The sequence below is a fragment of the Gluconobacter sp. OJB genome (assembly GCF_039638275.1).
In the GTDB taxonomy this organism is placed as follows: Bacteria; Pseudomonadota; Alphaproteobacteria; order Acetobacterales; family Acetobacteraceae; genus Gluconobacter; species Gluconobacter cerevisiae.
In genome coordinates this window covers 2528801-2540815 of the sequence record NZ_JBDIWH010000001.1, presented here as the reverse complement: position 1 = coordinate 2540815, position 12015 = coordinate 2528801, and the positions used below count along the sequence as shown (strand labels likewise).

The 12015-nt window shown below is 57.5% G+C and carries 11 protein-coding genes; 6 read left to right on the top strand and 5 right to left on the bottom strand.

The genetic code is table 11. From position 1 onward, the window contains the following. Positions 1–480: 480 nt before the first annotated feature. Positions 481–1773, top strand: a complete 1293-nt coding sequence (locus ABDK74_RS11800) for an NAD(P)/FAD-dependent oxidoreductase (RefSeq protein WP_346003945.1) — start codon at positions 481–483, stop codon at positions 1771–1773. A gap of 64 nt (positions 1774–1837) precedes the next feature. Here ABDK74_RS11800 and ABDK74_RS11795 read toward each other — a convergent pair whose 3' ends face one another. Together ABDK74_RS11795 and ABDK74_RS11790 are read right to left on the bottom strand one after the other, a co-directional pair. Continuing rightward, positions 1838–2914, bottom strand: coding sequence for a putative zinc-binding metallopeptidase (locus tag ABDK74_RS11795; RefSeq protein WP_346003944.1), 1077 nt, complete (start codon positions 2912–2914; stop codon positions 1838–1840). Next, the gene (locus ABDK74_RS11790) at positions 2901–3779 is read right to left on the bottom strand and encodes a transglutaminase family protein (RefSeq protein ID WP_346003943.1); all 879 of its coding nucleotides are present in this window, start codon (positions 3777–3779) and stop codon (positions 2901–2903) included. The genes ABDK74_RS11795 and ABDK74_RS11790 overlap by 14 nt, the downstream gene beginning before the upstream one ends. Before the next feature lie 300 nt (positions 3780–4079). On the opposite strand from ABDK74_RS11790, the gene ABDK74_RS11785 reads away from it, so the two are divergent. Together ABDK74_RS11785 and ABDK74_RS11780 are read left to right on the top strand one after the other, a co-directional pair. Beyond that, positions 4080–5591 carry a circularly permuted type 2 ATP-grasp protein gene (locus tag ABDK74_RS11785; protein ID WP_346003942.1) on the top strand — a complete coding sequence of 504 codons (1512 nt, stop codon included), beginning with the start codon at positions 4080–4082 and terminating at the stop codon, positions 5589–5591. Then, positions 5588–6622, top strand: coding sequence for an alpha-E domain-containing protein (locus ABDK74_RS11780; RefSeq protein WP_346003941.1), 1035 nt, complete (start codon positions 5588–5590; stop codon positions 6620–6622). Before ABDK74_RS11785 ends, ABDK74_RS11780 begins: the two co-directional genes overlap by 4 nt. Here ABDK74_RS11780 and ABDK74_RS11775 read toward each other — a convergent pair. Further along, positions 6609–7430, bottom strand: coding sequence for a DeoR/GlpR family DNA-binding transcription regulator (locus ABDK74_RS11775; protein WP_346003940.1), 822 nt, complete (start codon positions 7428–7430; stop codon positions 6609–6611). The genes ABDK74_RS11780 and ABDK74_RS11775 overlap by 14 nt on opposite strands. Further along, on the bottom strand, positions 7427–8218 hold the full coding sequence (locus ABDK74_RS11770; RefSeq protein WP_346004220.1) for a triose-phosphate isomerase: 792 nt from the start codon (positions 8216–8218) through the stop codon (positions 7427–7429). The genes ABDK74_RS11775 and ABDK74_RS11770 overlap by 4 nt, the downstream gene beginning before the upstream one ends. A 302-nt stretch (positions 8219–8520) precedes the next feature. On the opposite strand from ABDK74_RS11770, the gene ABDK74_RS11765 reads away from it, so the two are divergent. From ABDK74_RS11765 to ABDK74_RS11755, 3 genes are all read left to right on the top strand, one after another. After that, complete coding sequence (locus ABDK74_RS11765; RefSeq protein ID WP_346003939.1) at positions 8521–9000, top strand: YbaK/EbsC family protein; 480 nt, start codon at positions 8521–8523, stop codon at positions 8998–9000. Positions 9001–9005: 5 nt separating this feature from the next. Continuing rightward, the gene (locus ABDK74_RS11760; RefSeq protein ID WP_346003938.1) at positions 9006–10205 is read left to right on the top strand and encodes a DUF2075 domain-containing protein; all 1200 of its coding nucleotides are present in this window, start codon (positions 9006–9008) and stop codon (positions 10203–10205) included. 76 nt (positions 10206–10281) lie between these two features. Next, a complete protein-coding gene (locus tag ABDK74_RS11755) occupies positions 10282–11406 on the top strand; it encodes an L-dopachrome tautomerase-related protein (protein ID WP_346003937.1) in 1125 nt (374 codons plus the stop codon). A gap of 23 nt (positions 11407–11429) precedes the next feature. On the opposite strand, the gene ABDK74_RS11750 is transcribed toward ABDK74_RS11755, so the two are convergent. Then, a complete protein-coding gene (locus ABDK74_RS11750) occupies positions 11430–11720 on the bottom strand; it encodes a hypothetical protein (protein WP_194255320.1) in 291 nt (96 codons plus the stop codon). Positions 11721–12015: the final 295 nt, after the last annotated feature.

The window sequence follows — 12015 nt, the reverse complement described above, 5'->3', positions numbered from 1 at the left end:
GCGGCTGTGATGTTATTGAGGTTCGCCTTCAGTAACATCACAGCCATTTTCGTTTGATGTTTGAGTTTAAGATAACCGTTTCAGGTAATGATAGAGCTGTTTTAGAAGATATTCCTAATATTCCCCAACCAGAGATTAGGAACGCAGTGCCGCCTGTAGCAAAGGCCCTGATCCACACATCTGTGATAAAGCCCCATACTGCGCCGAAACATTCACCATAAATTTCTAAAAAATCTTTGAGAATTCCAGGATTTAGCTCAAAAACAAAATCACATTATAAAGTTCCGTGAGCACGCGCCTATTTCAGAAAAGTGCTCACCGAACTTTATTACAGTCACCTGAATATGATTTTCGTCATATCCGGAATGCTCATAATAGTCTCTTCCGATCCTCACTGTTTACTGCTGTGGCGAGGCGTAAACATCTCTTTCTGTGTATCTTTTTTTGCTGCCCATCCCCTTAACGGAGGCATGAAAACCGATGCTGTCTCGACCTGAAATTCTGATTGTCGGAGGTGGCGTCGCTGGCCTGTCTCTCGCAACGCGCCTCGGAAAATCGATGGGGAAACCCGGAAAAGCGCGCATCACGCTGATTGATAAGAGCTTCTCCCATGTCTGGAAGCCGATGTTGCACTGCTTCGCCTCTGGCACGCTCAGCAACGAAAACGACAAAGTGAACTTTATCACTCAGGCCAGCGGTCATCATTTCGAATTCTGGCCCGGTGAAGTCGCCTCCATTGATCGCGAAAATCGCGAAGTCATCCTTAGCCCATTGCTGGAAGCTGACGGCACCGTCGTTCTGGAAAGCCGCCGCATGAAATATGACACGATCGTCATTGCGATCGGCAGTTGCGCCAATGATTTCGGCACGCCCGGTGTCAAAGAACACTGTATGTCCATCGACAACCTCGTAGAGGCCAATGCTTTCAACGAGAAATTCCGTATGGAACTGCTTCGCGCGTTCGCCAATACTTCCGAACTGGACATCGCTATTGTTGGTGGCGGTGCCACCGGCGTTCAGCTTGCCGCCGAACTACACAAGGCTCTGGAAATCGTCGGACCGTATAATCTGCACGCCTTCGGCAAGGCTCCGCCCAAACTACATGTCACGCTTCTTCAGTCAGGCGCGCGTATCCTCCCCGCCTTTCCGGAGTCCGTTTCTGCGGCCGCCCAGAAAGAGCTCGAACATATCGGCGTGACTGTTCAGACCAATGCACGCGTTGCAGGTGCGGATGCGCATGGTTTCATCCTGAAAGATGGATCTTATATTCCAGCCAAGTTGCGTGTCTGGGCCGCAGGCGTCAAAGCCCCCGAAGTCACCACCGCCTATGGCGACCTGACCATCAACCGTACTGGCCAGATCCTCGTCAATCCAAACCTCTCCTCCATTGACGACGAACGCATTTTCGCACTTGGGGACTGTTCTTTCATTCAGGATGATCCCCTGCCCGCCACCGCACAGGTCGCGGGACAGCAGGCCAAACATCTGGCCCGATATCTTCCTGCTTGGATCGAACACGGCCGGAAAGTCCCAAGCTGCGTCTTCCATAACAAGGGCGCAATCGTGGCCCTTGGAAAATACAATGGCTGGGCAGCCCTTCCTGGGGGCACCGTCTGGGGCGGAGGCATCTCCCACGGTTTTTCGGCGCGACTGGCGCATCTGATGCTGTATCGCCAGCATCAGATCGAGCTCTTCGGCTATTATCGCGGCCTGATGTCCTGTTACTCGGACTGGGTGGAAACCTTTGTGCGCCCTTCAGTTCGACTGGACTGAAGGGAAGCAGGCTCCGATGATCCGGGCGGAAAACGTCTCAGAGATTTGTCCCGGAACTCTCGCTTCACACGCTCTGGCTTTCGCGGATCAGGCGATGAATGAAGGCGAGTTTGTGCATGACACCTGCCGTCAACACGAAAGGGTAAAAATCCGCCAGCCCCATAGAGCGGTTCAGACTGTTCACGGCATAGGTCAGAGGCAACCAGGCCTGCATGATGTCTTCGAAAGATGCTTGCGTATACGGATCTTCAAGCGTCCGCCCCGAGGCATGACCGATCCCCTCAAGGCGCGGGTTGACGCTGACACCGAAAGCACAGGCGGTTTCAAGCGTTGAGACGATATGCAGATAATGCGCCCAGGTTTCCGCGAAGTCCTCCCAGGGATGAGATGTCGCATAGACGCTGACATGACTGTCCTGCCATTTGGGCGGCGCAGGACTGTCATAATACACCTGAAGCGCCTGCTGATAATCCGCGCGATCATCCCCGAATACGGTCCTGCATTCCTCCAGCCGACCAGCATCCCGCACCAGCAGGTTCCAGTAATAATGTCCGATCTCGTGCCGGAAGTGTCCCAGAAGCGTCCGGTAATACTCTCCCATCTCAATGCGCATCCGCTCGCGGGTTGCATCATCGGCTTCCCGCATCGCAATGGTAATGACGCCGTTGGAATGCCCTGTCATGACAGACGACGATCCATCCGGCGCGTCATCAAGGAAGTCGAACACAAGCCCGTTTTCAGGGTCCTGACGCCTGTCCCGGATTGGCAGCCTGAGTCGCAAAAGCGTGTAGAAAAGCCGGTGCTTGGCAACCTCAATCTTGCGCCAGCGCTCCAGATTCCCGGGAATGTCGAGGCTTGGAATCGTACGGTTGAAGCGGCAGGCAAAGCAGAACGATCTGTCACTCTGTGGGTCAGGTTTGGTCAGCCAGTTGCAGACGTCGTAATCATGATTGGAGCAGTAGAGCAGTCTCTCTTGTCGCGCCGAAGGCTCAAGTGGGTCCCACAGCCGCTCTCCCGCCGGGTCCAGCGCAGTCAGCAACGACTGTTCCGGCAGATACCCGACGGAATGACGGCAGTTCTCGCAAACCGTATTTTCAAAAAAGAGGATCTGTCCGCAGGACTGGCACTCAAAGAGCTTCATGGGAATGCATTACACCGGCTTTCCCGATCATAGCCAGCTCCGGGGCAATGTTCCCGGCTGAGAGAGGAATGGCACACATTGTGACCTCAAACGTAGCCTTGCATCGGTCCAGCAGCCCTGAAATGGGTGCGGTTTCCTCGGGACGTCCGGCGACTGCTAACGGAATGTGATGTTGCGCCACCATCAGACCCGACGTCGTATCGAAACCAACCCAACCACTTTCCGGAATCCACGCTTCCGCCCAGGCATGCAGATCACAGTTCAGGCCCTCGGCGTCATCCGGCTGGATCAGATAGCCGGACACGAACCGCGCCGAAAATCCCAGATGCCGCAGGACCGTCACCAGAAGCCACGCGCTGTCACGACATGAACCGCTTTCCCGCTGCAACGTCTCTTCAGGCGTCCACACGCCGGGCTCAAATCTGCGCTGATAGGTCAGACACTCCGCCACAGCCCTGTTGAGATCCGCCACCACGGACGGAACCCTCTGTTCACCTGCGATCCGCCAGGCTTCGACAAAGCGGGACACCTGCGCCCCAGCCGTATCGACATCCCGGTAGGCAGCACAGACCGGTGTTTCTGCTTCTCCTGCCTCCCCCGGCTGGCTACCCAGATCTACCTCCATGCTGACCGAGACATCAAACGCCGTAACACGCTCCGGAACTCGGACTTCCGCCACACGGTTGCCGTAAGCATCGTGCCTCCAGAGCACATCCGCAGCGTCCGGCGACACGTCGAGCGCATAATTCCGGATGGCGGAGGTCACGCGCGGAACCGGACACAGACGCACGGTCTGACGCCCCAGAAAGACAGGCCGGTCATACTGGTATCGGGTATGATGGCGCAGGACGACGCGGGAGTTCATGCTCGACAGGCCCTGAGGACAATCAGATTCAGAAATACACTCCAGACACAGGACTTTCGGGCCAGCACGCTCCGACAACCTACCGGATCTGATAGCAGTTCAGAACGTTACCCTATCAGCCTTGTCGGGAACCGCAACAATTTCCACCATACTTTCCGCTATCTGTCCAAACGCCAAATTTCACGCTTGGCAAAGGGCCGGAATCTTGCTCCGTTAATAAAAGATCGTAACGAACCGGTATGGCTGATCGGATTTTTCCTCAGCACAGGGATCGGGGACAAACAGGGTGTGAGGCAGAGAATGAACAAGCCGGTTTTGCAGTCTCCCGATCCCTCCCTGAGCAGCGTCTCCACACTGCCGCCCGTAAAAGCCGCGGCAGGCATTTTCGCCGCCTATGATACGCCGGATTTTTTCTGCGAACTCATGCGCCGGACAGATGACATGCCGCCGCTGCTCAGAACAGTGCGGGACCGTCTGGCCGGGTTGGATCTTTCGGAGTTGCGCCACCGCACCAGCACAGCCGAGACACAACTCTATCGGTTGGGCATCACTTTCACCGTCTATTCCGACCGTGAAGCGATCGACCGCATCCTCCCCTTCGACATGATCCCGCGTGTTCTCACTGCCCCGGAATGGGATCATATCGACCGCGGCGTGCAGCAGCGCGTCAAGGCGCTCAACCTGTTCCTGCGGGACATCTATCATGAGCGTCACGTCCTGCGGGATGGCATCATCCCTGCCAGTCTGGTGCTCGGCAATCCCAATTACTGTGAGGCCATGGTTGGAGTCCGCGTCCCCGGTGACGTCTATGTCCATATCAACGGGACCGACCTGATCCGCGACAGTAGCGGCCGCTTCATGGTCCTTGAAGACAATGCCCGCACGCCTTCGGGCGTCTCCTACGTCATTGAGAACCGGCACATGATGCTGCGGCTGATGCCCGACCTTGCCTCGGGCATGCCGCTGCGTTCGGTAGAAGAATACGGCCTCAAGCTGCACCAGACCCTGTGCGAGGTCGCGCCCGAGGGTGTGACCGATCCGCAGGTCGTGCTGTTCTCGCCCGGCATCTACAATTCCGCCTATTTCGAGCACGTCTTTCTGGCGCGCGAGATGGGCGTGCCCCTCGTCGAAGGCCGGGATCTGATCGTCGAGAACCATCGCGTCTATATGCGGACCGTCGCAGGGCTGCGTCCCGTTCATGCCATCTATCGCCGCCTCAACGACGAATATCTGGACCCTCTGGCTTTCAATCCGGACAGCATGCTCGGCGTACCCGGCCTCGTGGAAGCCTATCGCCGGGGTAACGTCACGCTGGCGAACGCTCTGGGAACAGGCGTTGCGGACGACAAGGCCGTCTATGCCTACATGCCCCGCCTCATCCGCTATTATCTGGGCGAAGACCCGATCCTCGACAGCGTCCAGACCCATATCTGCGCCGAGCCGGAGGGGCTGGCCTATACGCTGGCCAATATGGACAAGCTGGTCATCAAACCCGTTGGTGAGTCCGGCGGCTACGGCCTGTTGATAGGCTCGCAGGCCACCCAGACCGAACTGGACGAATTCCGCGCCAAGCTGCTCGAAGATCCGTCCAACTACATCAGCCAGCCTATCATCGACCTCTCGGTCTCTCCCACACTCTGCCCCAGCGGCGTAGAGGCGCGGCATGTGGATCTTCGGCCCTTCGCCCTGACCGGGAAAAACACATGGGTCCTCCCCGGCGGTCTGTCTCGTGTGGCCCTTCGCAAAGGCTCGCTGGTCGTTAATTCCTCACAGGGCGGCGGCTCGAAGGACACCTGGGTGATGGCCCGATGACACAGACCGGCACACGTTTTCCCGCTATGCTCGCCAATCTCAACACGTTGCTGTCGCGCTATGGCGAAAGCATGATGTGGCTCGCCCGTTATATGGAGCGGATTGAGAATCTCGCCCGCATTCTGGAAGTGACGGAAGCCTTCGTCCGCAACCCCGACGGCAGTCCGGGATGGGAGTCCATTCTTCAGATTAATTCGGACGAGGAGCGTTACGCCGCCCTTTATACGCTCCCTGCGACGGAAGAGAACATTCTCGCCTTCTACATCACGGAAAGCACGAACCCGACATCCATCGGCGCCATGGCGCATATGGCCCGCGAAAACGCCCGTTCGGCGCGTCCGCTGATTTCCACCGAAATGTGGATGCAGCTCAACATTTTCACCCAGAGCATGTTGGAGCTTTCCACGCCTGACATCCGCCGCGACGGTCTGTCCGGGTTGTGCAACCGCATCAAACAGGATTGCCAAACGCATTTCGGCGTCACCGAAGGCACGCTGTATCGCGATCAGGCGTGGCTGTTCTATTTGCTGGGAAAATATCTGGAACGTTCCGACCAGATCACGCGCCTGATCGACATCCGCTATCACACGCTACTTCCGGGCGGCGAAATTTCGGGGTCGCAAATGGACCTGACGCAATGGGGGTCCGTCCTGCGTTCTGCTGCGGCCTATCATGCCTTCCGCCGTCTCCAGCCGGTGACGACCACACCGGCTAATGTCGTAGGGTTTCTGCTTAAAAACGAAGGTTTTCCGCGCTCCCTGATGCTCAATCTGCGGCAGGTGGAAAGCACGCTCAATGCCCTGTCCACGCACTACAATCTTCGCCACCAAAGCGGGCCGCTACAGGAGCGCATCATCAATCTGAGGGCCACACTTGAAGACCAGACGGCCGAGGACATCATTTCCCGCGGACTGCACGAATACATGACTTATATTCAGGACGAACTTGCAGCATTGCAGGCGGAAGTCTCCGTCACATTCTGGCCGATCACTCCGGTCATGACGCGACAGACGGCTGTCAGTCCACAGTAAGTCCAGAAGCGGGGCGTGGGACACGGGCAATCTGCAACGATATGCCTGCGTCCCGCAGCAGCCCGGCGCAGGCGGGATTAATCCCGTCATCCGTAATCACCACGTCGAATTCGGACAGGAGGGCCAATCGGTTCATGGCCGAAGTATCGAACTTCCGGCTATCTGCCAGAAGAATGCGGCAATCCGCCACGTCCATCAGGGCACGCTTGGCCTGAAGGATGTCCTCGACCTGATGATAGGCCGCCCCGTCAGATATTGCGGCCGCCGACACGAATGCCATGTTGATCCGCATGGACAGCACACCCTGCTCGCAGATCCTTCCCACAAAGGCGTCAAACGTCGGACTGTAACGCCCTCCCAAACCGATCAGCCCAACCGTTTCGCAAGGCCCCAGACGACTGACGAGCCCCAGACTGTTCGTCACGACCGTCAACTGGGCGATTTTGGACAACCTGTCCGCCATTGCCCCTGCGGTTGTGGAATCATCGAGCGCCACGGTGTCGCCCTGGCTCACCATGGAGGCGGCAAGCGTCGCAATCGCCTGTTTTTCGGCAACCGCCTGCGCCCTGCGATACATCACGCTTGCCGCTGCACTGACGTTCGGAAGCGTCGTGATGTCCGTTCCGATCCGCCGGACCAGACCCTGTGCGCAAAGCACTAGAAGGTCTCGGTTAATCGATGCCCGACTGAGCGAGAAGCGCTTCAGCAGATCCGCGACCGGCACCACGCCATGTTCGGTGACATAATCAAGGATCCCGCGCCGACGGCCAGACAGTGCCTGCCTTTCCGTAAGCAGGGCATTCATCATGCAGGAACCTTCGAACACACTACGTCGCGCACGCTCTCGACCAGATCCATGAAATCCGCAGGGTCCCATCCTGCCCGGCCGATCAGCACGCCGTCCACATCCGGAAGGGCCACATAATCCCGGATATTGCTCCGCGAAACGCTACCGCCATAAAGGAGCGGAATCCGCACGGAACTCCCCTGCCCCGCAATCTCGTGCACAACGGTGCGCAGCGTCGTATGGATCTGCGAAACGAAGGCCGGTTCGGCCGGACGGCCCGCCGCCCCTATGGCCCAGACAGGCTCATAGACCACCAGAACCCGCTCAAGCTCTTCCTGCGAAACTCCGTGCAGAGCAATTTTCGTCTGCCGTGCCAGAGTCTCCTGCGAGACACCGAACTCATATTCGTCGAGCGTATCACCAATACAGATCAGGGGACGCAGACCATGCCGGAGCGCCGCGCGGACCTTCAGATTGACCGTCCAGTCCGTTTCCCCGAAATGCTGCCGACGTTCCGAATGTCCTAGAACGACAATGGAAGCACCGCATTCGGCAATCATCGGCGCGGAAATTTCACCCGTCCACGCGCCATTGTCTTCCCAGTACATGTTCTGCGCGCCCACCATCAGGGGGCTGTCCTGAAGAACCGTCCCCACATCCCGCAGCGACGTGGCGGGCGGGGCCAGAAAACACCGGATACCTTCAGGAGGACGGAAAGACGCCAGGGCGCGCGCATCCGCAATGGCTTCGGACGGCCCCTTGTTCATTTTCCAGTTCGTCCCGATCCAGATGCTTTTCTGATTCACGATGCCTCTCCCGACAGCTTTCCAACTTGCTGGATCGTCACGACGATTCTCCCGGCTCCAGACCGGCCAGCAATCTCTTTAGCGTTAAACAATAACAGAAAAAACGTCATGCGTCTCATGAATAACGATACATCCCGCAGTTCGTAGCAACAGCCCAGCGCGTCCTTCATGTTGCCAACCCGATCCTGCGCGCCCATACAGACAACACGATATTGCAGGTCCCGCCCGGGGCGATCCCCGCTGATTTTCACTGGAATTCAGTCGTCCGGCATATGACGGCCTGCTTCTGGAAACGGAGCACGCACATGACCCGAGAAACAGCCGCAACCGCCTTTCTGACGGCCCGGAACATTCCCTTCAGCGTTCATGATTATGAGTATGCCCCCAATGGCGGCCTGATCGGGATGCAGGCGGCAGACGCAATCGGAGTGGCGCCGGAAGACGTGCTCAAGACACTAGTTGTCGAAGTGGACAAGAAACAGGCTGTCTGTGTCGTCGCCCCTGTGCATCAGCGCATGAATCTCAAGAAGGTGGCAGCTTTGTTCGACGGGCGGAATGCCCGCATGATGAGCCCCGAAAAGGCCCACGAGCTAACAGGCTTCGAGTCTGGCGGAACCAGCCCGTTCGGATCGAAAACCCCGATCCCGGTTGTCCTGTCACAGGACGCGATGCCGCGCGCGCATATCTATATCAATGCGGGGGGTCAGGGGCTGGTCGTGCGGATGACACCCGCCGATGCCCAGCGGGCCACGGATGCCAAAGTTGCCGATATCACGGCAGACTGACTGTCGTGAGCATTTCCGGGAATGCCGCAACGGGCAAGCTTTCCCCAGAGCTTGCCCTGTCTGGGCCGCAGATGGACCTGTTGCAGCGCGTGGTTTCATTCTGCGAATGCCACCGACAGGTCGACAGTGCCCTTTTCATTATTGAGGGCGCAGCGGGGACAGGAAAAAGCGTCGTCCTGAACGCAATCTTCAACACGCTCCAGACCCGGGCTCGGAATGGTTCACCCGCCGACCCGTTGAAGGGTCTGCGGAACATGCTGATCGTCAATCACCCGGAGATGCTCAAGCTCTATCGCAACATCGCGGCCGCCATGCCCAACCTGCGCAAGAGCGATTACGAACGCCCCACGACCTTCATCAATAAATCCGCAAAGACTGGAAAACGCACGGATATCGTTCTGGTGGACGAGGCCCATCTGCTGCTGACACGTCCTGACCGGTACAATCATTTTTCCCAGCAGAACCATCTGGAAGAAATCCTGCGCTGGGCGCGGATCGTGGTGGTCGTGTTCGATCCGTTGCAGATCCTGAAATTCAAGAGCCACTGGTCTACCGACCTTCTGGAGAGCTTCCGCAAAGACCGTCCTTCGGAAATTTTCCATCTCGAAACACAGTTCCGTGTCGCGGCCAGTGCAGCCACCTGTTCGTGGATCGAGGCTTTGGGACAGGGCACGATCCTGCCCCGGCCAAAAGATCCGCGCTTCGATCTGCGGATCTATGATGACTGCGCAAAACTGTATGCAGATCTGTGTGCCTGCAATGCAAAATACGGGCTCTGCCGTCTGCTTTCGACCTATGATTATCCTTATACGCTCAATGGCGAAGACCATTTCATCACCGAGGGCGACTTCCATCTACGATGGGACCGCTCCCTGCCGAGCGAAAAACTCCCCTGGGCCGAGCGCCCGGATACGATCGACGAAGTAGGGTCCGTCTATACGATTCAGGGGTTCGACCTGAATTATGCTGGTGTCATTCTAGGGCCGTCACTGTTTTATGATGCGGAACATGACCGGATCGGCGTGAGGCCGGAAAGCTACGAAGATAGCGCGGCCTTTCAGGGACGTGATGGGATCATTGCTCCCGAAGAGGCGAAAAAGCGCGTTATTCTCAACGCCCTGAACGTCATCCTCACGCGCGGCATCCATGGGCTGTTCCTGTATGCCCACGACTGTGCCCTGCGCGCTCGTCTCCTGCAGCACTGATCTGCTGCACTCACGTGGGCGTGGGTTGTCAGACCTTAGCGACTCTGGTTCTTTCGCGGTAAAGGAGATTTCAACCATGGCTCGTCAGACATTTCTGGCCCTCGCTTTCAGCGTCGGTATTGCAGCACTGACTACCGCATCACCTGTCCTCGCCGCCGAAACCGTCGACAAGGGCACGCTTCCGTCCGGCAATGTGCAGATCATCGGGCGTTTTTCCAACGCCCAGCCTTCCGGCATTGCCGTTCTGCCTGATGGGCGTCTGGTGCTCGGCTTCCCCCGCAGTGCCCACGAGCATTCCGGCCCGAGACTGGGGCTGTATGCGAAAGGCAAACTGACCCCCTTCCCCGATGCCGCCTCACAGGAGCAGTTCGTTTCGCCGCTCGGCATGACGGTTGATGCCAAAGGACAGCTCTGGGTTCTGGATGAAGGCATGATCGCTGGCACGGGAACGGTGGCGGGTGCTCAGAAGCTTTTCCGGATTGATCCCGCGAGCGGAAAAATCGCGCAGGTCATTTCCCTCAGCGCTCCAGCCCTTCTGCCGGACAGCCACGTCAATGACGTCCGCATCGACCTGACCCATGGCAAGGCGGGAACCGCTTTCATTACCGATACGTCCGTCGATGTGCATCCCGCACTGATCGTTGTCGATCTGGCCACGGGACATCAACGCCGCATTCTCGCAGACACGGTCTCCGTCATGCCGGTTCAGGGTTTTGTCGCTGTGATGGACGGCGTGGCAGGTCGCTACGATCCGGCACATGCCACGGTTCCTCAGGGTGGCGTAAACGGGATTGCCATCAGTCCCGATCAGCAGACGCTGTACTGGCAGCCGCAAAGCAGTCGTCGCCTCTATTCCGCGCCGACCGCCCTCCTGTCCGATCCGAACACCAGCGAAGCCAATCTGGAAAAGGCTGTGAAGGATGAAGGCGAAACCGGAGTGGGCGATGGCATGGCAACTGGCCCCGACGGATCGCTCTACATCACGGATGATGAGCGCCACGCAATCCTGCGACACCGGCCGGATGGCAAGATCTCCGTCGTTGCGCATGATCCGCGCCTGACTGAGCCCGATGGCCTGACCTACGCTAATGGCGCGCTTTACGGTACGGTCGGTCAATGGGCCCGCCTGCCCGTTTTCCATAACGGCAAAAACCTTGAGGTAATGCCGTATATTGTCGTGAAGATTGCGCCACTGGACTGAAGAGATGCCTTGCCGGAGAGCAGTCACCAGCTCTCCGGCACAAGCCCTCTTCCACCAGAACCTGCTCCCGTGAGGCCTTCTGGCTGAGAAAGCGATCCCGGATCATAATTCCTTCGGCCTCCAATGCCTGTACCGACACTGACTGCTCCATGAATCCTGTGGTCCGACTGTATCGGGCTTTCCTGATTATCGGAGCCGGTCATGGGAAAGGGCTTGAGAAGCGCCGAGCGCGCATCAGTGGCCTGCGAAGAGGGATGAGAACACCCGCCCAGCCCTGCTGCCAGAGACATCACGATAAAAAATCGCTGTGTCATACGAGCCTCCCAAATACGGGTCGTCTGTCACCAAGAGCATCTGGACGAAGGATGCCTTCTAATTGGTAAGGGAGCCTAATACTTCTACCTTACCGTAGCAGCTCAAAATTTATGAGAAGACCTGGTGGAGAGAGTTGGACTTTCCGCCAAAAACATCAAAATCCGCAGAATATCAACAAAATTAGCTAAAAAACCACTACCGACAGAGCCTCTTCCGTGTTGGTAGTACCGACAGACGAAGTCCTGACCGTCTTCGATAATAGCGGTATGACGACCTAATTTCAAAGGCACATAT